This is a genomic window from Demequina muriae (genome assembly GCF_030418295.1).
In the GTDB taxonomy this organism is placed as follows: Bacteria; Actinomycetota; Actinomycetes; order Actinomycetales; family Demequinaceae; genus Demequina; species Demequina muriae.
This window is the reverse complement of sequence record NZ_JAUHQA010000001.1, coordinates 2589485-2611317: the sequence shown is the minus strand read 5'-3', so window position 1 is coordinate 2611317 and position 21833 is coordinate 2589485. Positions and strand designations below refer to the sequence as shown.

The 21833-nt window shown below is 69.6% G+C and carries 20 protein-coding genes; 1 reads left to right on the top strand and 19 read right to left on the bottom strand.

Going from position 1 to position 21833, the window contains the following annotated elements; all coding sequences use genetic code 11:
- Nucleotides 1–76 precede the first annotated feature (76 nt).
- The 19 genes from QQX02_RS12300 to QQX02_RS12210 form a co-directional block, all read right to left on the bottom strand.
- Nucleotides 77–1420 (bottom strand): RsmB/NOP family class I SAM-dependent RNA methyltransferase, encoded by a 1344-nt coding sequence (locus QQX02_RS12300; RefSeq protein ID WP_301143435.1) that lies wholly within the window; start codon nt 1418–1420, stop codon nt 77–79.
- A complete protein-coding gene (gene fmt, locus QQX02_RS12295) occupies nt 1417–2349 on the bottom strand; it encodes a methionyl-tRNA formyltransferase (protein ID WP_301143433.1) in 933 nt (310 codons plus the stop codon). Before fmt ends, QQX02_RS12300 begins: the two co-directional genes overlap by 4 nt.
- A gap of 29 nt (nt 2350–2378) precedes the next feature.
- Nucleotides 2379–4373: a primosomal protein N' family DNA-binding protein gene (locus QQX02_RS12290; protein ID WP_301143432.1), complete on the bottom strand. Its 1995-nt coding sequence runs from the start codon at nt 4371–4373 to the stop codon at nt 2379–2381.
- Nucleotides 4370–5539 (bottom strand): methionine adenosyltransferase, encoded by a 1170-nt coding sequence (gene metK, locus QQX02_RS12285; protein WP_301143430.1) that lies wholly within the window; start codon nt 5537–5539, stop codon nt 4370–4372. Before metK ends, QQX02_RS12290 begins: the two co-directional genes overlap by 4 nt.
- The gene (locus tag QQX02_RS12280) at nt 5536–7074 is read right to left on the bottom strand and encodes an HNH endonuclease signature motif containing protein (RefSeq protein ID WP_301143429.1); all 1539 of its coding nucleotides are present in this window, start codon (nt 7072–7074) and stop codon (nt 5536–5538) included. Before QQX02_RS12280 ends, metK begins: the two co-directional genes overlap by 4 nt.
- A 68-nt stretch (nt 7075–7142) precedes the next feature.
- Nucleotides 7143–8372 carry a bifunctional phosphopantothenoylcysteine decarboxylase/phosphopantothenate--cysteine ligase CoaBC gene (gene coaBC / locus QQX02_RS12275; RefSeq protein WP_301143428.1) on the bottom strand — a complete coding sequence of 410 codons (1230 nt, stop codon included), beginning with the start codon at nt 8370–8372 and terminating at the stop codon, nt 7143–7145.
- Nucleotides 8373–8398: 26 nt separating this feature from the next.
- Nucleotides 8399–8671: a DNA-directed RNA polymerase subunit omega gene (gene rpoZ / locus QQX02_RS12270; protein WP_301143426.1), complete on the bottom strand. Its 273-nt coding sequence runs from the start codon at nt 8669–8671 to the stop codon at nt 8399–8401.
- 68 nt (nt 8672–8739) lie between these two features.
- Entirely contained in the window at nt 8740–9294 is a 555-nt protein-coding gene (gene gmk, locus QQX02_RS12265) for a guanylate kinase (protein WP_301143425.1), read from the bottom strand.
- The gene (mihF, locus tag QQX02_RS12260; RefSeq protein ID WP_301143424.1) at nt 9291–9605 is read right to left on the bottom strand and encodes an integration host factor, actinobacterial type; all 315 of its coding nucleotides are present in this window, start codon (nt 9603–9605) and stop codon (nt 9291–9293) included. The genes gmk and mihF overlap by 4 nt, the downstream gene beginning before the upstream one ends.
- 27 nt (nt 9606–9632) lie before the next feature.
- A complete protein-coding gene (gene pyrF, locus QQX02_RS12255; protein WP_301143423.1) occupies nt 9633–10475 on the bottom strand; it encodes an orotidine-5'-phosphate decarboxylase in 843 nt (280 codons plus the stop codon).
- A gap of 47 nt (nt 10476–10522) precedes the next feature.
- On the bottom strand, nt 10523–13852 hold the full coding sequence (gene carB / locus QQX02_RS12250) for a carbamoyl-phosphate synthase large subunit (RefSeq protein ID WP_301143422.1): 3330 nt from the start codon (nt 13850–13852) through the stop codon (nt 10523–10525).
- A 2-nt stretch (nt 13853–13854) separates the two neighbouring features.
- Nucleotides 13855–14982: a glutamine-hydrolyzing carbamoyl-phosphate synthase small subunit gene (gene carA / locus QQX02_RS12245; RefSeq protein WP_301143421.1), complete on the bottom strand. Its 1128-nt coding sequence runs from the start codon at nt 14980–14982 to the stop codon at nt 13855–13857.
- Nucleotides 14979–16277, bottom strand: coding sequence for a dihydroorotase (locus QQX02_RS12240; RefSeq protein WP_301143751.1), 1299 nt, complete (start codon nt 16275–16277; stop codon nt 14979–14981). The genes carA and QQX02_RS12240 overlap by 4 nt, the downstream gene beginning before the upstream one ends.
- Nucleotides 16278–16309: 32 nt before the next feature.
- Nucleotides 16310–17272 (bottom strand): aspartate carbamoyltransferase catalytic subunit, encoded by a 963-nt coding sequence (locus QQX02_RS12235; RefSeq protein WP_301143420.1) that lies wholly within the window; start codon nt 17270–17272, stop codon nt 16310–16312.
- Nucleotides 17269–17835, bottom strand: coding sequence for a bifunctional pyr operon transcriptional regulator/uracil phosphoribosyltransferase PyrR (gene pyrR, locus QQX02_RS12230; RefSeq protein ID WP_301143419.1), 567 nt, complete (start codon nt 17833–17835; stop codon nt 17269–17271). Before pyrR ends, QQX02_RS12235 begins: the two co-directional genes overlap by 4 nt.
- Before the next feature lie 108 nt (nt 17836–17943).
- Nucleotides 17944–18318: a YrhK family protein gene (locus QQX02_RS12225; RefSeq protein ID WP_301143418.1), complete on the bottom strand. Its 375-nt coding sequence runs from the start codon at nt 18316–18318 to the stop codon at nt 17944–17946.
- 13 nt (nt 18319–18331) lie between these two features.
- The gene (gene nusB, locus QQX02_RS12220) at nt 18332–18829 is read right to left on the bottom strand and encodes a transcription antitermination factor NusB (protein WP_367304240.1); all 498 of its coding nucleotides are present in this window, start codon (nt 18827–18829) and stop codon (nt 18332–18334) included.
- On the bottom strand, nt 18829–19392 hold the full coding sequence (gene efp / locus QQX02_RS12215) for an elongation factor P (protein WP_062133661.1): 564 nt from the start codon (nt 19390–19392) through the stop codon (nt 18829–18831). Before efp ends, nusB begins: the two co-directional genes overlap by 1 nt.
- An 81-nt stretch (nt 19393–19473) precedes the next feature.
- Nucleotides 19474–19923 carry a type II 3-dehydroquinate dehydratase gene (locus QQX02_RS12210; protein ID WP_301143417.1) on the bottom strand — a complete coding sequence of 150 codons (450 nt, stop codon included), beginning with the start codon at nt 19921–19923 and terminating at the stop codon, nt 19474–19476.
- Between the two features lie 189 nt (nt 19924–20112).
- On the opposite strand from QQX02_RS12210, the gene QQX02_RS12205 reads away from it, so the two are divergent.
- Complete coding sequence (locus QQX02_RS12205) at nt 20113–21819, top strand: ArnT family glycosyltransferase (RefSeq protein ID WP_301143416.1); 1707 nt, start codon at nt 20113–20115, stop codon at nt 21817–21819.
- The last annotated feature ends 14 nt before the right edge of the window (nt 21820–21833 follow it).

Genomic DNA, 21833 nt, shown 5'->3' with positions numbered 1-21833 from the left:
TAGCGCCGCCGACGTGGCCCTTGCTCAGCGCGGCCAAACAGGACGCGCGCCGGGCTGGTCGCTCCCGTGCCGCCGGTCAGGCCGGTCGCTCGAGCAGTGCGAGGAACATCGCATCCGTCCCGTGCGCGTGCGGCCACAGCTGCACGTGCGGACCGGCGCCCCACTCGGGTGCGGAGGTGCCCGTCAGCGCCGCCACCGCGTCGCGGGCGTCGAGCTGGCGCAGCGTCGACCCCGACACGACCTCACGGGTCTCGGCCACCACGGGCGAGCAGGTGATGTACGCGAGGATCCCGCCCGGCGCCAGCAGCCGCTCGGCGCGCGCCAGCAGCGCACGCTGAAGCGCGACCAGGTCGTCAAGGTCGTCGAGGTCGCGGCGCCATCTCGACTCGGGCCGACGGCGCAGGGCGCCCAGGCCGGAGCACGGGGCGTCGAGAACGATGCGCTGATATGTCCCCTCGTCGCCCCATTCGCGCGCGTCGCCCACGTGGACCGCCACCGTGCCGTCGGGCACGGCGCGGACGGACGCGCGCACCAGATCGGCCCGATGCGGGTGCAGCTCGAGCGCATCGAGCTCGACCCCGTGCTGAGCGGCGATCGCTCCCAACAGTGCGGCCTTGCCGCCCGGGCCGGCGCACATGTCGAGCCAGCGCTCCCCCGGCTCGACGTCGCGTGCGAGGGCCAGAGCCCCGGCGGCGACCTGGCTGCCCTCGTCCTGCACGGCGGCGCTGCCCTCGGTGACGGACGCGAGGTCTCCCGGGCGACCGGAGGCCAGGGTGACGGCCCACGGCGACCAGCGACCGGGCTCACCGCCCGTCTCGGCCACCACCTCGTCGCGATCGGCCAGTCCTGGTCTCGCTGCGAGGGTCACGCGGGCCGGAGCATTGTCGGCCTCGAGCAGCGCGTCGATCTCACCCGCGCGGCCGTCGGCGGCGAGCGCGCGCTCGAACTCGCCCACCACCCACTCGGGGTGCGAGAACCGCACGGCCTTCGCCGCGCGGGAGGTGCCGGGCGCGATCACCGTGAGCCACGCATCGGCCGTCTTCTCGGTGACACGCCGCATCACGGCGTTCGCGAACTTCGCGGCACCCTGACCGCGCTCGCGACGCACCAGGTCCACGGTCTCGGACACGGCGGCATGCGACGGGACCCGCATCGCGAGCACCTGGTGCGCGCCGATCCACAGCGCCGACCGCACCTCGGGGTCCAGCGACTCGGGGTCGCGGCGGGCAGCCTTCGCGATGATCGCGTCGTACTGGCCCCGCATGCGCAGCGCGCCGTACGCCAGCTCGGTGGCGAAGGCCGCATCGCGTCCGTCGAGGCGGGCCTGGTCGATGAGCCCCGGCATCACCAGGTTCGCGTAGGCGTCATCGTCGCCGACTGCCATCACGCAGCGGTAGGCGACGTCGCGCGCGGCGCTCATGCGTCGCCCAGGACGGCGGCGTCGCCGAAGCGGGCTCCGCGCCACCACGCGCCGGCCTCCACCTGCCCCTTGCCCGCAGGCTGCACCCATCCGAGCTCGACCGGGTGCCCACCCGTGCCGACCGTCACGGAGCCGTCATGGGCCGTCACCTGACCGGGAACGGTCGCGGGCAGATCGGCGCGCTCGCGGACCGGGCCGAGCTTCATCGAGGCGCCGTCCGGCAGCGTGGTCCACGCTCCTGGTGCCGGAGTGCAGCCGCGGATCTGACGGTCCACGACGTGAGCGGGCCGGTCCCACCGCACGTGGGCGTCGTCGCGAGAGAGCTTCGCCGCGTGGCTGACGCCGTCCTCGACCTGGGGCATCGGTGTCGCCTGGCCAGCGCCGTAGGCCTCGATGGCCTGCACGAGCAACGGCGCACCCGCCTCGGCGAGGCGCTCGAGCAGGCTGCCGGCGGTGTCATCACGGCGCACGCGCTCGGACATCGAGCCGATCACCGGGCCCGTGTCCATGCCCTCGTCGAGCACGAACGCGCTGACGCCGGTGATCTCGTCCCCCGCCATGAGCGAGCGCTGGACCGGTGCGGCCCCGCGCCAGGCCGGGAGCAGCGAGAAGTGCAGGTTGACCCACCCCAGTCGAGTGGCGTCGAGCAGGTCTGTGCGCAGAATCTGTCCGTAGGCCACGACGGCCGCGATGTCGGCGTCCAGCGCGGCGATCTGGGCGATGAAGTCGGGATCGGAGGCTCGAGAAGGAGTGAGCACCGGCCACCCCTGCTCCTGCGCATACGCCTTGACCGGTGACGGGTGCAGGTCGCGGCCGCGCTTGCCCCGAGCGTCGGGCTGGGTGACCACGGCGACGATGTCGTGGCGTTCCGCGAGAGCCGTGAGGCTCGGGACGGCAATCTGGGGCGTGCCGGCAAAGATGAGACGCATGCGTCCATCGTAGGGCGGCGAGGTCGGCGTCAACGCGGCAGCTCGAGCGGGCCGTCGACCCTGATGCGGAGCTCCCGCTTGGCCTTGGATGCCTCGCGCTGTGCATCCCGCAACGCGTCGACGATGGCCTGGGTCTGCGACCGTGGCAGCAGGATTCCGACGCCATCCTGGAGCTCGATCCAGGTGGTCGATCCGGACGGCTCATCGGCGACTCCCGCGTGCGCGAGTGCCTCCCTCACGCCGTCGCGGTCGCCGTGCACCGTCACGTAGCGCCGATGCGGGGGCAGCCCCAACGCGCTCCGCTCCTGGTATTCGTCGCGGGCGGCGTCCCCGGGCGACCACGTCGACAGGGCACGGCGGACAGCGGGCGGCACCTCTCCCACTATCGTCACCGCGCCTCCCTCGGGGCGCCCTCGGACCAGTGCCGCGGCGCCCAGCCACCAGCGAATCGCTTTGAGCTCGCCGCCCAGCCCGGTGCCGGCGGGCACCCCCGCATCGGTAACCACGAGGTGACGGTATCCGCCTGCGACGGCGGGGAGGGCTGCGGGAGTGGCCAGCACCACGCCCTCGGTCACCGTATGGTCGTCCACGATCCCCGCGGAGGAGGTCGAGACCGTAAGGGGAACGTCGCCGAGCATGCGCCGGAGCTGCTCGGCGATGCGGTCCGCGCCTTGGCGCACGTGCTTGAGCTGGGAGCCCTGGCATTCCGGGCAATGCCAGTCGGTCTGGACGTGTCCCTGGTCGAGGCAGACGGGGTCCGCCCCGGGGCTCGCAAGCCCAAGGAGCGACGAGCACTCGCGGCACTCGGCCCATTGCTCGCAGCGCGCGCAGGCGGTGGCGCTCACGTATCCGGCGCGCGGCACGACGATCGCCACAGGCCCCTCGGCGAGGGCTGCGCGCACGGCCCGCCAGACGCTGCCTGGCATCCAGTGCCATCCGGCGCCGCCTTCCGCATCGCGGCGCTCGGCGGTCATCACATCCACGGCCGGAACCGCCGCACGCACTGCGTCTCGCGACGGCGCCTCCAATCGCGCCCATCCGTGCTCGACCAGGGCGATGGCGTCCGCGCTGGGAGCGTAGCCGCCGAGGACCAGCCCGGCGCCCTCCTCGGCCCGCATGGATGCGACCGTGCGCGCGTGGGGATACGGCGCGTGGAGGTCCTCGAGGGCACCATTCGCCTCATCCCACACTGCGATGACGCCCAGGTGCGGCACGGGCTGCATCGCCACGGGCCTCGTACCGATGACGATGCGTGCGTGGCCACGCATGGCGGCGACGTAGCTTCCGAAGCGCACCGCCGGGCCGTCATCGTGGTCGAGCACCGCGACGGCGCCACCCGAGCGCGCCGTCCACCGCGAAAGACCCAGGCGCCTGCACTCAGCCAACAGCGCGGCCACGGCCCGGGCGTCCGGAGCCACGACGATGCTCGAGGCACCGGTGGCGGCAGTCACGACCGCCGTCGCGATCAGGCGTGCGGCGGCCACGGAGGTCCGAGGGTCGTCGTCGGGCAGCGCCTCCCACACGACGCGCTCGCCTTCGCGCGCGAGCGGCTCGGCCGACGAGCGTGACATCGCGGCGGCGTAGTCTGCGTCGAGCGCCACTGGCGCGGAGTCCCAGTCCCTCTTCTCGATGGCGGCCGCCCGAGGAGGGGCCATCAGGCGCAGCACGTCCCACACCGATCCGCCATAGCGGCGCGCGATGCGATCCGCCAGCGTGATGGCTGCGGGCGTGTAGCTGGGGATGGCGCTGGCGCTGCGAATGGTGCTCAGACTCCCGGCAAACGACGAGATGCGCGGCAGTCGCGTCACGACGCCGCTCACCAGCCGGCCCGCGAACGGCACGCGGACGCGAGAGCCGATCTCCACCACGCTCACCAGCGTGGGCGGAATGGCATAGTCGAACGGCCGATCGAGGTGCGGGAGCGGACTGTCCAGACGGACCGATGCGATCGGAGGCCTGCGCCCGCCGACGCGATCCGCCGCGCCCGCATGGTCACGCGACCCCGACGAGCGGGAGAGGCTCATGCGCACGCGGCGGCGAGAGCCTCAGCCCTGTCGGTGCGCTCCCACGTGAAGTCGGCAAGCTCGCGGCCGAAGTGACCGTAGGCGGCCGTCTGGCGGTAGATGGGGCGACGCAGGTCCAAAGCGTCGATGATCGCGGTGGGCCGCAGGTCGAACACCTCACGGATCGCGTCTTCAATGCGGCCCGGCGCCACTGTCTCGGTGCCGAAGGTCTCGACGTACAGGCCGACGGGACGGGCCGTACCGATCGCATACGCCACCTGCACCTCACAGCGGTCTGCGAGCCCGGCCGCGACCACGTTCTTCGCCACCCAGCGCATGGCGTAGGCGCCTGAGCGGTCCACCTTCGAGGGGTCCTTGCCGGAGAACGCTCCCCCGCCATGACGGGCCATCCCGCCGTACGTGTCCACGATCACCTTGCGGCCCGTGAGCCCAGCGTCGCCCTTGGGACCGCCGATCTCGAACTTGCCGGTGGGGTTGATGAGGGATCGGTGCGCCTGAGCGTCGAGCTCGAACGCGGCGAGGACCGGGGCGATGACCTCGGCCTCGACGATGGCGCGCAGGTCGGCCATGTCCATGCCCTCGGCATGCTGGGTCGACACCACGACGGTGTCCACCGTCCGCGCGACGTCGCCGTCGTACCCGATGGTCGCCTGCGCCTTGCCGTCAGGGCGCAGACCCTCGATGATGTTCGCCCGGCGCACCTCCGCGAGCCGCTGCGTGAGACGGTGCGCGATGGCGATGGGCAGCGGCATGAGTTCGGGCGTGTCGCGGCATGCGTAGCCGAACATCAACCCTTGGTCGCCGGCGCCGAGCTCGGCGCCGTCAGAGTCGGTGGCGCTGCCCACGCCCTGCCAGATGTCGGGGCTCTGCTCGCCGATCGACACTGACACGCCGCACGAGTCGCCGTCGAAGCCCGTCGATGAGGACGTGTACCCGATGCCCGTGACCACCTCGCGAATGGTCCCCGGGATGTCGACGTACGCCTCGGTCGTCACTTCGCCTGCGACATGGACCAGGCCCGTGGTGACCATCGTCTCGACCGCCACGCGAGACAGCGGGTCCTGCCGGAGCATCTCGTCCAGGATCGCGTCGGACACCTGGTCGCAGATCTTGTCCGGGTGGCCTTCGGTCACGGACTCGGAAGTGAACAGTCGCAGATTCGTCACGCGGGCAAGCCTAACGGCGCGAGGGCCGTGTCATCGGCCCCACCTTCATGACGTGCGGCCCATTCTTGGTGCTCGCGTTCCCAGCGGCGGACCATCTCCTCGTCCTGGGCGGTGACGCCGGGCAGGTCCAGCTCCGGCGGCAACGGGACCTCGACATCGAGGGCGGCCGATCCGCCCGGGGACGGAGACCTCCCCGGATCGATCGGCGGCGGTGGGATGAACGACACCGACCCACCACTGGCAGCGATCTCCCATCCCTGGCGATGGATGTCATGGTGGCACCTGGTGCAGAGCATCACGCCGTTGGACAGGTCCGATGTGCCGCCGTGCTGCCACCACCGGATGTGATGCGCCTCGCAATGCTCCGGCGGTGCATGACACTTCGCGCACCCTCCGTCGCGCCCCAGGAGAGCGATCCGCTGCGCATCGGTGAACAGTCGCTCCCGCTCGCCCTGATCGAGGATCTCGCTGTCACGTCCGAGGACCTGCGGGATGATTCCTGCGTCCCCCGAGAGGCGGCGCAGCTCGCCGACTGAGACGGGCTGCTCGATCCCGTCGATGCTCCCCAGGCCCCGACCGCTCATGAGGTCCGACATGCTCATGCGCACGACGATCGTGGTGCGCACCCCCGATTTCTCGGTCCGGGTGCACCCCAGCGAGTGCCGCGCCAGCGCGAACAACGCGTCGATCCGCATCTGACCCACCGTCCTGCTGTCAACGGTGCTCGGGTCAGCGCTCTCCTTGCGGCCCTGGCGCCGCACATCCCGAGTGGTCATCTGCTCCAGCACTGCGATGACCGGCGCGGCGGTGACGGCATCCATCTGTCCATGGATCACGACCCTGCCCTCGTGGTCCTGCCTCCACCACAAGTACCGGGCCTCATGGTTCTCGCGCTCGCGCCGCTCGTGACCGGCGCGATCCGCGCGAGCGACCGCACGGGCCACCATCTTCTGGACCTCATGAGCCGCCATCGAGACCGCCTTCGACACCAGGCGCTCCTCCAACGCCACCAGCGCCCCGTCCTCAAGGCGGTCGGAGAGCCGGTTCAGTCCACCCACGATCAGGCTCGCAGCATCGACCGACAGCTCTCCCGCCACGGACGCACGAGCCACCGCAGGGTATTGGGGCCCCGGTGCCACTGCCGCCTCGGCATCACCGCCTTGCGCAGTGTCCGACTCTGCTGGCTGCACTCCCGCACTCGGCCGTGGCAGGAACGCCTCCCCCGCCTGCATCGCCTTCTGGGCACCCGCCATCGTGCCGCCCCGCACCTTCGACAGCATCGCCTTGGCATTGCCGTGCCCCTCACGGCGAGCCAGCCCGCCGCCAGGCAGATCCGGGGCGGACCGCCGCGCGATCTCACCGGCGCACCGGGAGCTCAGCGCTCCCACCTGCCGCTCCACCCTCGCGATCGACGCGTGCAGGGCAAGGAGCTGGTCCTTCGACAGTGCCGAGACGTCACGAGCCGCGAGCTCACCCACCAGGGTGCTCACCCGATCGATGTCCGCCGCCTCGACGACGGCTGCCTCACCAGCCATGACACCAGTCAAACAGGGGGGTCTGACATCGCCGGGGTGGACGGTCGGCCAGGGGTGTTCCGCCGACGCTACTCCGAAGGAAGCCGCTCGACGATGCGGTCGAGAACCGCATGGGCCACCCCGAGCTTGGACCCCGTCGCCTCACCCACGCGCGCGCCCGTCGAGTCCAGAATCGTCACCGTGTTGTCCGCAGTCCCGAAGCCGCGGCCGCCACCCACCTCGTTCACGACCAGCAGGTCCGCCCCCTTGCGCCGCGCCTTGGCCGCGCCATGCTGCAGCACCGAGCCCGCATCGTCCCCGGTCTCCGCCGCGAAGCCCACGACCACCTGACTAGGCGGCCGCGCAGCGACCAACCCCGCCAAGATGTCAGGGGTCTGCACCAGCTCCAGAGTCATCCCGGCAGAGCCGTCCTTCTTGAGTTTGCTCGCCGCCACCGACTGCGGGCGGTAGTCCGCGACCGCCGCCGCCATCACCACCGCATCGGCCGTCGGAGCGAGCGACTCCACTGCCCGCGACAGCTCATCAGCGGTCGACACGTCCACACGCGCGATCCCCTCGCCCAGCGGAAGCGTGACGTTCGCCGCAATCACGGTCACCTCAGCGCCCCGTTCGCGCGCGGCCTCCGCCAGCGCGAAGCCCTGCATGCCCGAGGACCTGTTGCCCAGGTAGCGGACCGCGTCGATGGGTTCGCGCGTGCCGCCGGCGGTCACCACGACGGTGCGACCGACGAGATCGCCCCATGGCCGGGACGCATCGGACAGCGACAGGCCCTCGCCGCGCGCCACGCCATAGAGAGCGGACACGAGCGCGTCCGGCTCGGGCAGCCGCCCGGGGCCGGAGTCGGGGCCGGTGAGGCGACCCACGGCCGGCTCGATCACATGAACCCCGCGTGCGCGCAGCGTGGCGACGTTCGCCCGTGTGGCGGGGTCGTTCCACATCTCCGTGTGCATCGCGGGGGCCACCACGATCGGCGCCTCGGTTGCAAGCAGCGCATTGCCCAGCAGGTCACGCGCCGCACCGGCGGCCATCTGCGAGAGGAAGTCCGCGGTGGCGGGCGCGACGAGCACCACATCGGCGCTCTGCCCCAGGCGCACGTGCGCGACGGAGGGGACGTCCTCGAACGTCTCGGTGGCGGCAGGGTGCCCCGACAGGGCCTCCCACGTCGCGCGCCCCACGAAGTTCAGGGACGCGGCGGTGGGCGCCACCCGCACCGAATGCCCGTCCTCGACGAGGCGACGCAGCACGAGGGCGACCTTGTAGGCCGCGATCCCGCCGGTCACGCCCAGAAGGACGCGCATGAGTGTCTGGCTGCCCGGTGGTGCCGCTACTCGGTGGCGGCGGAGCGGCCGAGCGTCAGCAGGCTGCCCGCGTTGATCTCGCGCAGGGCGACGGAGAGCGGCTTGTCGGTCGAGTCGGCCTCGACGAGCGGGCCCACGTTCTCGAAGTGACCCTCGCCCAGCGCCTCGTAGTAGGCGTTGATCTGACGCGCTCGCTTGGAGCTGTAGATCACGAGGGCGTACTTGGAGTCCACCTTCTCGAGCAGCTCATCGATCGGGGGGTTGGTGATGCCCTCGGGCTGTGCCACAGTTCCGGCCACGATTACTCCAAAGTGTTGATACTGGAAAGTCCGCGTTCAAGTCTACCGTGCATGCGTCGGCGTGGGGCTCAGCCCGCGCCCAGCACCAGGGTCTCGAGCTGGGTGACGGCGGTCTCGAGGTCGTCGTTGATGATGATCCGATCGAACTCCTTCGATGCCGCCATCTCGATCTGGGCCGTGAGCAGCCGCCGCTCGCGCTCGAGATCGTCCTCGGTGCCCCGCCCCACGAGCCTGCGCACCAGCTCGTCCATCGACGGCGGCTCGATGAACACATACAGTGCCTCCGGCATCGCCGATCGCACCTGCCGCGCACCCTGCAGGTCGATCTCGAGCAACGACGGCACGTCCGCCGCCAGGTGCTGGTCGACCGGCGCGCGCGGCGTCCCGTAGCGGTGCACGCCGTGCACTGTCGCCCACTCCAGCAGTTCGCCGCCCTCGATCATGCGCGAGAATTCGGTCTCGGACACGAAGTGATAGTGCTCGCCGTCGACCTCACCCGGCCGCGCGGGCCGGGTGGTGGCCGAGACGGACACCCAGATATCGGGGTTGCGCTCACGCAACGCCCGCACCAGCGTGCCCTTGCCGACGGCAGTGGGGCCCGCCAGCACGACGAGTCGCGTCACCGATGCTCGCGTTCGACGAGGGCGTCGATCTGGTGCGTGCCGAGACCACGGATGCGACGGGCCTGTGAGATCCCGATCTCCTCCATGGCCGATTCGGCGCGCTTGGGCCCGATGCCGGGCAGGCACTGCAACAGATCGCGCACCCTGATCCCGGCAAGGGCCTCGTCGGCCTTGGCGCGAGTGATCGCTTCGTGCAACGTCATTTCACCGCGGGCCAGCTCCTCCTTGAAGACACGTCGTGCGCTTCGCACGGCCGTCGCCTTCACGAGGGCCGCCGCACGCTGCTCTTCGGACAGTTCAGGTGTCGCCACGACCCCTCCTTCCTCGCGCCGGGGAATTCACGCCCTGAGCGCGTACTGGGCTGCTCCAGCGGCCGCCTGGATGGCGCCGCGCAGCTTTTCTGCAAAGGGCCCTGCGGACAGGACCCCTCTCGATTGATTGACGAGTACCAGCGAGGATGCGTTCCCGAAGGTGGCGGTCACCTCAGCGGGTCCAGCACCCTGAGCACCCATGCCGGGCGCCAGTATCGGGCCGTTCAGCCCGCCGAGGTCGATGCCGAGATCCGACATCGCCGAACCCACCGTCGCACCGACGACGAGCCCCACGTCCCCCATGGGCTGTGCGCCCACATTTCTCTGTGCCGCCTCGCGCACCATCACGCCGGCGACGGACTCGCCGTCTGCCGTGCGGGCGTGCTGCACCGACGCCCCTTCGGGGTTGGACGTGAGCGCCAGCACGAACACCCCCTTGCCGTTCTCGGCCGCGAGGGACAGCGCCGGTTCGAGCGATCCGAAGCCCAGGTACGGCGACAGCGTGAGGGCATCGCACTCGAGCGGCGCGCCGGGCCGCAGGAACGCATCGGCGTAGCCCGCCATCGTGGAGCCGATGTCGCCGCGCTTGGCGTCCATGATGGTGATCAGATCGTGCTCGCGCGCCTGCCCCAGCACGTACTCGAGAGCCGCGATGCCACGGGCACCGTGACGTTCGAAGAACGCGATGTTCGGCTTGACGGCGGCCGCAGTGTCGACCGAGGCCATCACGACGGTCTCGCCGAATGCCGCGAGCCCCTCGGGAGTGTCCTCCAGCCCCCACATGCGCAAGAGCTCCACGTGTGGGTCGATGCCGACGCACAGGGGCCCCACGCGATCCATCGCCTCTGCAAGCCTGTGGCCGAACCGCATACGGTGCTCCTTCCCCAACTGTGGCACCTCTGAGCTCATCTGCACTTCTACGCCATGCTACCTGCGATGACGTTTCTCGCTCGGTCGCCAGCGGCATCCTGGAGGCTCAGCACATCGAACGGCCCCAGACGTAACGCTTCGATCGCGAGCACCGCCGCCGCGAGCTGCTGGGTGGTGGTGACGATCGCCGCATCGGCCGCCGTGGCGGCGGCGCGGATCTCGTAGCCGTCGGCACGCGCTCCCTGTCCCGACGGGGTGTTGATCACCAGCGGCACCTGGCCTTCGTTCACGAGGTCCACGATGGTGGGCTCGCCTGCGGGGCCGCGACCCTGCGAGTACTTGCGCACCACCGTGGTCGGGATGCCGTGGCGGCCCAGCACCTGCGCGGTGCCGGCCGTCGCGAGGATCTCGAAGCCCAGCTGGTGCAGCCGCGCCACCGGGAACACGATCGAGCGCTTGTCGCGGTCCGCCACCGACACGAACGCCTTGCCCTCGGTGGGGAGACCCCCGAACGCTGCGGCCTGCGACTTGGCGAACGCGAGCGGGAACGTCGCGTCGAAGCCCATGACCTCGCCGGTCGATCGCATCTCTGGACCCAGCACCGAGTCCACGATCAGGCCGTCGTGAGTGCGGAACCGCTTGAACGGCAGCACCGCCTCCTTGACCGCGATGCGCTGAGACATATCGATGTGCGCCGCATCCTGCTGCGGCAGCACGCCGTCCGCCTTCAACTGGGCGATGGTCGCGCCGGTCATGATCAGCGATGCGGCCGATGCGAGGGGCACCCCGGTCGCCTTCGCCACGAAGGGCACCGTGCGGCTGGCGCGCGGGTTCGCCTCGAGCACGTAGAGCACGTTCGAGACGAGCGCGTACTGCACGTTCATGAGCCCGTGCACGCCGATGCCACGTGCGAGCGCCTCGGTCGAGCGCCGGATGCGGTCGAGCTCATCGAGCGACAGCGTCACCGGGGGGAGCACGCACGCGGAGTCTCCCGAGTGGATGCCGGCCTCCTCGATGTGCTCCATCACGCCGCCGAGGTACAGCTCCTCGCCGTCGTACAGCGCGTCGACGTCGATCTCGATAGCGTCGTCCAGGAACTTGTCGATGAGCAAGGGGGCATCGGAGGCGTGGTCCCCCACATCCGCCATGCGGGTGCCATAGTCCTCGAGCTGGGCGCGATCGAAGACGATCTCCATGCCGCGGCCGCCCAGCACATAGGAGGGGCGCGCGAGCACCGGATAGCCGATGCGCTCGGCGATCTCGATCGCCTCGTCGATTCCGTGAGCGGTGCCATACGCCGGGGCGGGCAGATCGGCGGCGTCGAGGACACGGCCAAAGGCCCTGCGGTCTTCAGCGTTGTCGATGGCCTCAGGCGAGGTGCCGAGGATGGGCACACCCGCATCGGCCAGGCGCTGCGCCAGGCTGAGCGGAGTCTGCCCGCCGAGCTGGACGATCATGCCCTTGATGGGCCCTGCGGCCTTCTCCGCCTCGTAGACAGCCATGACGTCCTCGAACGTCAGCGGCTCGAAGTACAGCCGGTTCGCGGTGTCGTAGTCGGTGGACACCGTCTCGGGGTTGCAGTTGACCATGACGGTCTCGTACTGGTCCTTGAGGCTCAGCGCCGCGTGCACGCACGAGTAGTCGAACTCGATGCCCTGGCCGATGCGGTTGGGTCCGGAGCCCAGAATGAGGACGGCCTCGCGCTCGCGCGGAGAGACCTCGTTCTCCGAGTCGTACGAGCTGTAGTGGTACGGCGTGCTGGCCTCGAACTCGGCCGCGCACGTGTCGACGGTCTTGAACACGGGCTGGACGCCCAGGTCCGCACGGGCCGCGAAGACGTCCTCGACCGTCAGCCCGCGCAGCGACGCGATCTGGGTGTCGGCGAGGCCGTGACGCTTGGCGTCGCGCAGCACCTCGGCGGTGAGCGCCGGAGCGTGCGCGACCTCGTGCGCGACCTCGTTCATCAGCAGCATCTGGTCGAGGAACCAGCGGTCGATCCGGCAGGCCTGGTAGACCTGCTCGAGGTCGCAGTGGCCCGCACGCACCGCGCGCAGCAGCTGCTGGACCTGGATGAACCGCTTCTCCGTGGGCACGCGGACGGCCTCGAGGAGCGCGTCCACCTCCTCCCCCGTGGGGAAGTCGCCGTTCCAGTGGAAGTTCATGCTCTGCTTGTCGATCGATCGCAGCGCCTTGCCCAGCGCCTCGGTGAAGCTGCGGCCGATGCTCATGGCCTCGCCCACCGACTTCATGGTGGTGGTGAGCACCGGGTCGGCGGCCGGGAACTTCTCGAACGCGAAGCGGGGCACCTTGACCACGATGTAGTCGAGCGTGGGCTCGAAGCTCGCGGGCGTCGAGCCCGTGATGTCGTTGGGGATCTCGTCCAGGGTGTACCCGAGGGCGAGCTTGGCGGCGATCTTGGCGATCGGGAAGCCCGTCGCCTTCGACGCGAGGGCCGAGGACCGCGACACGCGCGGGTTCATCTCGATGACGATGAGGCGGCCGGTCTCGGGCTCGACCGCGAACTGGACGTTGCAGCCGCCGGTGTCCACGCCCACCTCGCGGATGATCGCGATGCCCACGTCGCGCATGCGCTGGTACTCGCGGTCGGTGAGCGTCAGCGCGGGGGCGACGGTGATCGAGTCGCCGGTGTGGACGCCCACAGGGTCGACGTTCTCGATCGAACAGACCACCACGACGTTGTCGTGCTTGTCGCGCATGAGCTCGAGCTCGAACTCCTTCCACCCCAGGATGGACTCCTCCAGGAGCACCTCCGTGGTGGGCGAGTAGTGCAAGCCGGCGCCGGCGATCCGGCGCAGGTCCTCCTCGTCATAGGCGAAGCCCGAGCCGAGGCCGCCCATGGTGAACGACGGACGCACCACCACGGGGTACTTCAGGTCCTCGGCGGCCGCCAGGCACTCGTCCATGGTGTGACAGATCTTCGACCGCGCGGACTCGGCGCCGCAGCGCTCCACCACGCCCTTGAAGAGCTCACGGTTCTCCCCCAGGTTGATCGCCTCGAGGTTCGCACCGATGAGCTCGACGCCGTACTTGTCGAGAACGCCCGCGGCGGCCGCGTCGATCGCGGCGTTCAGCGCCGTCTGGCCCCCGAGCGTGGGAAGCAGAGCGTCGGGACGCTCCTTCTCGATGATCGCCTCGATCACCTCGGTGGTGATCGGCTCCACGTAAGTCGCGTCCGCGAACTCCGGGTCCGTCATGATCGTGGCCGGGTTGGAGTTGAGAAGCACCACCCGCACGCCCTCGGCCTTGAGGACGCGGCACGCCTGAGTGCCTGAATAGTCGAACTCGCAGGCCTGACCGATGACGATCGGACCGGAGCCGATGACCAGCACGGAGCTGATGTCGTCGCGCTTGGGCATCGCTAGCGCGCTCCCTTCATGACGGAGATGAAACGGTCGAACAGGTAGGCGGCATCGTGCGGACCGGCCGCCGCCTCGGGGTGGTACTGCACCGAGAAGGCGGGGAGGTCCAGGCACTCGAGGCCCTCGACCACGTCGTCGTTCAGGCACACGTGCGAGACCTTGACGCGGCCATAGCCCGCGGGCGACACGGAGTCGCCGTCGAGCGGGGCGTCCACGGCGAAGCCGTGATTGTGCGCGGTGATCTCGACCTTGCCGGTGGTGCGGTCCATCACGGGCAGGTTGATGCCGCGGTGGCCGAACGGCAGCTTGTACGTGCCATAGCCCAGCGCGCGGCCCAGAATCTGGTTGCCGAAGCAGATGCCGAAGAACGGCACCTGGGCGTCGAGTACGGACCGCAGCACGCCGACGGCGCGCTCGGCGGCGGCCGGGTCGCCGGGCCCGTTGGAGAAGAACACCCCGTCGGGCTTCTTGGCGAGCACCTGATCCGCAGTCCACGTGGACGGCACCACCGTGACGCGGATGCCGCGCTGCGCCATCATCTCGGGGGTCATCGCCTTGATCCCGAGGTCGACGGCGACCACGTGGGCGATGGTCGCCACGCCCGCGGGCGGCTCGACCACGTACTCGTCAGGGATGGTGACCTCGTCGGCGAGGTGCGCGCCGGTCATCTGCTCGCCGGAGCGCACGCGCTCGACGAGCTCCTGCACGGGGGCCAGCGCGTCGCCCGAGAAGATCCCGGCGCGCATGACGCCCTCGCGCAGGATCCTGGTGAGCTGGCGCGTGTCGATCCCGGAGATGCCCACGATGCCCTGGGAGACCAAGTCGTCGTCCAGCGTGCGCTGGGCGCGCCAGTTCGAGGCCCGGCGAGAGGGGTCGCGCACCACGTAGCCGGCCACCCAGATCTGACGGGACTCGTTGTCCTCGTCGTTGACGCCCGTGTTGCCGATGTGCGGCGCCGTCATGACCACGATCTGACGGTGGTAGCTGGGGTCGGTCAGCGTCTCCTGATAGCCGGTCATGCCGGTGTTGAAGACGATCTCGCCCAGGGTCTGGCCGAGCGCGCCATACGCGGCGCCCTCGAACGTGCGGCCATCCTCGAGAACGAGGATCGCAGGGGTGCGGGTCACGCGGGGGCTCCTTCGTGTCTGTTCTCGGCAAAGCGGGCGTCGAGGTGCGTGGGGGCGCCTCGCAGGAACGTCGCGACGGCACGCCCCGGCAGCTGGATGCCGCCGAATGGGGAGTTGTTCGAGCGGCTGGCGGTGCCTGCCGGGTCGACGGTCCAGGCTGCGCTGGGGTCCACGAGAGTCACGTTCGCGGGCTCGCCCACGGCGAGCGGCCGGCCGTGGCCCGAGTCGCGGCCGATGCGCGCGGGAGTCTCGCTCATCACTCGCGCAACGTCTCGCCACGAGAGAGCGCCCGTGTCGACCATGGTCTTCTGGACGATCCCGAGGGCGGTCTCGAGGCCGATCATGCCCATGGCGGCTGCTCCCCACTCGCAGTCCTTGTCCTCGTCCGGGTGAGGCGCGTGGTCGGTCGCGACGATGTCGATCGTGCCGTCGGCGAGGCCGGCCCGCAGCGCGTCCACGTCCGCCTGCGTGCGCAGCGGCGGGTTGACCTTGAAGCGCGGGTCGTAGCCCCGGGCCGACTCGTCGGTCAGCAGCAGGTGGTGCGGCATCACCTCGGCCGTGACGTCGATGCCGCGTGCCTTGGCCCATCGGATGATCTCGACTGAGCCTGCGGTCGACAGGTGACAGATGTGCACGCGCGAGCCCACGTGGCCCGCGAGCAGCACGTCGCGAGCGATGATCGACTCCTCGGCGACGGACGGCCATCCCGCGAGGCCCAGCTCCGCGGAGACGAGGCCCTCGTTCATCTGAGCGCCCTCGGTGAGCCGCGGATCCTGCGCGTGCTGCGCCACCACTCCCCCGAACGTCTTCACGTACTCGAGTGCGCGACGCATCAGCAGCGGGTCGTGCACGCACTTGCCGTCGTCGGAGAACACCCGCACCTGGGCGCGGGAGTTGGCCATCGCGGCCATCTCGGACAGCTGCGTGCCGCCGAGGCCCACGGTCACGGCGCCGACCGGGAATACGTCGACGAGGCCCACCTCGCGGCCCCGGCTCCACACCTGCTCGACCACCCCGGCAGTGTCCGCCGTCGGCGTGGTGTTCGCCATCGCGTGCACGGCGACGAACCCGCCGGTGGCCGCCGAACGCGACCCTGTGGCGATGGTCTCCGCGTCCTCGCGGCCGGGCTCGCGCAGGTGCGTGTGCAGGTCGACCAGGCCAGGAAGGGCGACCAGGCCCGAGCCGTCGATCCGCACCGCCCCCGCGGGCGCATCGGCCGCGGACAATGACGCGATGACCCCGCCGGCGAGCACGAGGTCCGCCGTGGTCTCGCAGTACATCGACACGTTCTCGATGACGACGCTCTCTGGGGCACTGGCGCTGGCGCTCACTGGGGCGCCTCCTCTCCGGCAAGCAGCAGGTACAGGGCGGCCATGCGCACGGCGACGCCGTTGCTGACCTGTTCGACGATGACGGAGCGGGGAGAATCGGCGGCCTCCGCAGAGATCTCCAGCCCCCGGTTCATCGGCCCTGGGTGCAGCACGATCGCGTGATCGGGCATGCGCCGCAGGCGGTCACCGTCGAGGCCGAACAGCCGGGTGTACTCCTCGGGGCTCGGGAAGAATCCCGATCCTCCGCCGGTCATCCTCTCACGCTGGACGCGCAGCATCATGACCGCGTCGATGTCGTGCGCCTCGATCGCATCGTCGAGCGTGTAGTGCACCGCGAGGTCGTCACGTTCAGTCATCCCATACGGCAGCAGTGTCGGCGGCGCGACCACCACCACGTTCGCGCCGAGAGTCTTCAGCAGCGGAATGTTCGAGCCCGCGACGCGCGAGTGGAGGATGTCCCCGACGATCGCCACCGTGATGCCCTCGAGCGCCTTGCCCGCAGGAGCGTCGACCAGGTGACGGCGCATCGTGAACGCGTCGAGCAGCGCCTGCGTGGGGTGCTGGTGGGTGCCGTCGCCGGCGTTGATGACGTGACCGTGCATCCAGCCCGACCCGGCGAGGCGAGAGGCCGCGCCGGACGCCCAGTGCCGGATCACCACCGCATCGGCCCCCATCGCCTGCAACGTCAGCGCCGTGTCCTTGAGCGACTCGCCCTTCGACAGGCTCGAGCCCTTGGCGGAGAAGTTGATGACGTCGGCGCTGAGGCGCTTGGCCGCGGCCTCGAAGCTGATGCGCGTGCGCGTCGAGTCCTCGAAGAACAGGTTGACCACGGTCTTGCCGCGCAGCGTCGGGAGCTTGCGCATCTCACGCTCCTGCGTGGCCGCCATCTGCGCGGAGGTGTCGAGGATGAGGATCGCCTCGTCCCGGGTCAGGGTGTCGGTGTCGAGCAGGTGCCTCACGCGCGATCCCCCTCGCCCGAGATCCGCGCCCCGGAGATGAGCACCTCGTCGGCGCCGTCCACCTCGGTCAGATGCACGTCGACCCGTTCCGACTTCGCCGTGGGGAGGTTCTTGCCCACGAAGTCCGCGCGGATGGGCAGTTCGCGGTGGCCGCGGTCCACGAGCACCGCGAGCTGGACGGCGCGCGGCCGGCCCAGGTCCTTGATCGCGTCGAGAGCGGCGCGGATGGTGCGTCCGGTGTGGAACACGTCGTCGACCAGCACCACGGTGCGGTCGTCGAGTCCCATGGTGGGCAGCGTGGTCTCGCCGATGGGCCGCGTGGGCTGACGGTGGAGATCGTCGCGATACATGGTGATGTCGAGGGCGCCGGCGCGGGCCGAGGCGTCGAAGCCGGGCTCCACATCGCCGATGCGGGCGGCGAGCCGGTGCGCGAGCGGCACTCCACGGGTGGGGATGCCCAGCAGCACCAGCGAGTCGTGGCCCTCGTTGCGTTCGAGGATCTCGTGGGCGATGCGTGTGAGGGCCCGTGCAATGTCGGGCGCGCCAAGAACGGTGCCAGTCATCTGGCGACCCCCTTCCCCGCCTCACTGGACGGTCATTAAAGGATGGTTGCAGTGGTGGTCAGCCTACCCCAGCAGTGAGCAGCTGCGCGGCTGCGTGCATGCGCGTTCCTAGTCGTCGACGTCGGGCCTGTACGCGCGCGGACGAGACCGCGAGTATCCGCCCCACACATGCACCCGACGCACGAGTCTGATGACGGCACGGGCGAGCAGTTGAGTCGAACCGACGAGGTAGAACACCAGCGCCGCCATCTCCGCGACGTCGAGGAGGTTGAGGATGGAGCCGATGACGAACCACAGGCCCGTCATCATGTCGTTCAGGATCGAGGCCGCCTCCCAGCGACTGTCGATGTCGATCTGCTTGCGGCCGATGCGGAGGCTGAGGTCGCCCTCCGGCGTGTCGAACTCGCTATGCTCATCCTTGCGAGGCTCGGCCTGGTGAGGTTCGGCCTCGCTGGGTTCAGGTGCGCTTCGGTTCTCAGTCACGTCCTGTGCACTCCTACGGTGCGGTCTCGGGGTCCTTCTCCACGATAGGCACGCCAGGCTCATCGGTGCCACCGGAGGCGTCGGCGTCGGCAGCCGTGGAGCCGATGGCGGGGGCCTCGCGCGCGATCCGGCCCAGCACGCCGTTGATGAACCGCGGCGAGTCGTCGGTGCTGAGGTCGCGTGCCAGCTCGACGGCCTCGTCGATCGCGACGGCGACTGAGACGTCATCGTTGTCGAGGATCTCCCACGCGGCGATGCGCAGCAGGTTGCGGTCCACTGACGGCATGCGCTTCATGGGCCAGTCGGGACTCGCGTCGGAGATGATCGTCTCGAGCTCGCGCCACCGCGACACCACGCCGCGGACGATCTCCGCGGAGTAGTCCGGCAGCGGCGTCTCGCGGCCGGACTCCATGAGCCGGGCCGTGAGGGCGTCACCCACGTTCATGCCGCGCTGCTCGGCCTCGAAGAGGACGTCGAGAGCGCGCTTGCGGGCCTTGGTGCGGGCTGACACTAGTCGTTCACGCGGCCGAGGTAATCGCCCGAGCTGGTGTTGACCTTGACCTTGGTGCCCTGCTCGAGGAACAGCGGGACCTGGATCTCCTTGCCGGTCTCGAGCGTGGCGGGCTTGGTGCCGCCCGACGAGCGGTCGCCCTGCAGGCCGGGCTCGGTGTACGTCACCTCGAGCACCACCGATGCGGGCAGCTCCAGGAAGATCGGGTTGCCGTTGTGCGAGCCGATGGTCGCCTTCTCGCTCTCGAGCAGATAGTCGGTGGCGTCGCCCATGACCGCTTCGCTGACCGTGACCTGGTCGAACGTGTCGGGGTCCATGAACACGAAGCCCGTGCCGTCGCTGTACAGGTACTGCATGTCGCGGCGGTCGACCGTCTCGAACTCGACCTTGGTGCCGGCGTTGAACGTCTTGTCGACGGTCTTGCCGGTCATCACGTTCTTCATCTTGGTGCGGACGAAGGCGCCGCCCTTGCCGGGCTTCACGTGCTGGAAGTCGATGATGGTCCAGAGGTTGCCATCGAGGTTGAGCACGGAGCCGTTCTTGATGTCGTTCGAGGTCGCCACGGGTCTAGTCCTTCGCTCTGCTGCGTCGTGTGTGTCGTCAATCCGCGCCGAGCGCGGAGGCCGTCGTCGATTCTAGCCCAGTCAACGCTCGTGGACCCGTGCCGCCACGGCCTCGAGGCCCAGGCGGTACGAGTCCGTGCCGAAGCCGGCGATGGTCCCGGTCGCGACGCCCGAGATCACCGACGTCTGCCGGAACTCTTCCCGTGCGTGCGGGTTCGTGAGGTGAACCTCGACGAGTGCGAGCCCGGCCGAGCTGACAAGCGCGCACGCATCGCGCAGCGCGTACGAGTAGTGAGTGAAGGCCGCGGGGTTCAGCACCACCGACCACCCCGCGTCGACGGCCTCATGCATCCAGCCCACCATCGTGGCCTCGTCGTCGCTCTGACGCACCACGGCCTCGAGCCCGAGCTCGCTCCCCCACTGCATGCACAGCGCGGCCAGCTCATCGAGCGTGGTGGTTCCGTACTTCTCAGGCTCGCGCGTGCCGAGCCTTGACAGGTTGGGGCCGTTCGCGATCAGGACGGTCGTCATGGTGACAGCGTAGCGAGGGGATGCGCGGTTCCACCCTCGCGCTTGGCCCTGTGGGATGGAACACCGGAACTTCGGTCACAATCGCAGCGGTACGCAAGTGCTACTGTCGCCGCCATGTCAAGCCCACCCCACGCGAGCGCGCCACACGACACAGTGGCGTCGTCACTTCCCTCACCATGGCGCGCTCACATGCGGAGCAGGAGCGCCGACTACCGCTTCGCGCCACCGCCGGCTATTGCAGCCATTGCCATTGCTGTCGTCGCCGCCGTACACCTCTACGTCGCTATGGGGGCAGCGGGCCCGTTCTTCCAGGCGGACGAAGTCAGTATGCTGGGGAACGCGCGAGTGATCGCTCTCGGCAGTGCAGACTGGCAGCTGGCTGGGGCGGCGTACATGCCGGGGCTCGCAGTTCTCCTCGCACCCGTGTGGTGGCTGACCAGCGATCCTTACGTCGCGTATCAGGCCGCACTGCTGGTCGGTGTCGCCTTGGCCGTCATCGCGGTATGGCCCTTGTCACGGCTCGCACGGTGGGCCGGAGCCACACCTACCGGCTCGATCGTGATCGCGGCCGTCGTCATGCTCGCCCCCGCCCGCACTGTCCCCAGCAACTATGTGCTAGCAGAGACTCTGCTCGTGATCACGACTAGCGGGTGCGTGCTTGCTGCTATCCGCATGCAGCGGCGGCGCAGTCTTGGCAGTGCCCTCCTCTTCGGCTTCGCAGTGGGGAGCGTGGTCCTCTCGCACGGGCGAGGTGTCGCGATTGCGCTCGCCTGCGGGCTCTGGTGCTTGTGGTGGCTGACGAAGGACTGGCGGCTCGCGCTCGTCGCGGGTTCCGTTGCCACAGCGACGTCGCTCGGCGCCTATGGGGCCTTGCGATGGGTCGAGTCCGAGCTCTACTACGCGGGTGACCGCGTGGGATCGACGTTCCGCAACCCGTGGCAGGGGTTCGGCGAAGTGCTCGGAGTAGGTGCCGGCGAGGCGTGGTACGCGGTCGTAGCCTGGCCTGCCGTCGTGCTCGTGGGCGGGGCGCTTCTCGCGCGCCGTGGTCGCTTCGACACGGTGCCCGCTCTGTTGGGCGGGATGACGGCTTTGTCCTTAGCCCTGGTGGTGATTCAGGTCTCCCACGACGGCGTCGGCAGTACCTTCACCCGTCTCGACACCTGGATCTACGGTCGCTATCTCGACCATCTGTTCACTGTGGTTGCAGTGATCGGGCTTGCCGCGCTCGTACGAGTCCGCTCATGGGTGCTCGTCGCATCCACGCTTGCGGCAGCGGTGATCATCGTGACGGCGTTCCAGTTTGCGACCGTCCCGCGGATGGTGGAAGGCGGCTATTGGATCGATGTCCATATCGCTGGAGTCTCGCATCTCCTGAGTCTGGACGCGATCATCGAAGGACGGAGCGAGCCATGGGCCCTGTTCTCGCTCGTCGCGGTCGTGATCACCGCGCTGGTATTGATCGCGTCGCGCATCAAGTACGCCGGCCTGCTGGTTCTCGCGCTCCTCTGGGTGGGGATCAGCCTCGCGAACGACGCCTCTCGGGTCGACCCAAGAGACGACTACTACCGCACCAACTATCGCCTGGGAGAGCTGCTCGACTCTTTGCCGGACAACGTCCCGATCGGCATTGACGCGCAATACCCACAGTCGAACAACCTGATCACCTTCTGGGCGACACCAAGGCCAGTGGGCTTCGTCGACATCTCCCAAGGCGACCCGGGTGTCGACGTCGTGCTCAGCCCCGCTTTCAACCCAATTCCGGCAGAAGCCGGTGCGTGGACCGTGTCTGGCGACTACTACGGCAGCTTCACCTACTGGGTGTACCCGGGGAGCCTGTTCGACGACCTGTCGCGCGAGGGCCTCCTCACCCCGCCCCCAGAGGCAGACGAGGACTAGGGCCGCAGCGTCGT

Coding starts and splice junctions, on each gene's coding strand:
- pyrR (WP_301143419.1), bottom strand. CDS start 17,835: ATGACTGGCACCGTTCTTGGCGCGCCCGACATTGCACGGGCCCTCACA.
- carB (WP_301143422.1), bottom strand. CDS start 13,852: ATGCCCAAGCGCGACGACATCAGCTCCGTGCTGGTCATCGGCTCCGGT.
- coaBC (WP_301143428.1), bottom strand. CDS start 8,372: ATGCGCGTCCTTCTGGGCGTGACCGGCGGGATCGCGGCCTACAAGGTC.
- QQX02_RS12290 (WP_301143432.1), bottom strand. CDS start 4,373: ATGAGCCTCTCCCGCTCGTCGGGGTCGCGTGACCATGCGGGCGCGGCG.
- QQX02_RS12205 (WP_301143416.1), top strand. CDS start 20,113: ATGCGGAGCAGGAGCGCCGACTACCGCTTCGCGCCACCGCCGGCTATT.
- QQX02_RS12210 (WP_301143417.1), bottom strand. CDS start 19,923: ATGACGACCGTCCTGATCGCGAACGGCCCCAACCTGTCAAGGCTCGGC.
- QQX02_RS12300 (WP_301143435.1), bottom strand. CDS start 1,420: ATGAGCGCCGCGCGCGACGTCGCCTACCGCTGCGTGATGGCAGTCGGC.
- pyrF (WP_301143423.1), bottom strand. CDS start 10,475: ATGCGGTTCGGCCACAGGCTTGCAGAGGCGATGGATCGCGTGGGGCCC.
- QQX02_RS12280 (WP_301143429.1), bottom strand. CDS start 7,074: ATGGCTGGTGAGGCAGCCGTCGTCGAGGCGGCGGACATCGATCGGGTG.
- fmt (WP_301143433.1), bottom strand. CDS start 2,349: ATGCGTCTCATCTTTGCCGGCACGCCCCAGATTGCCGTCCCGAGCCTC.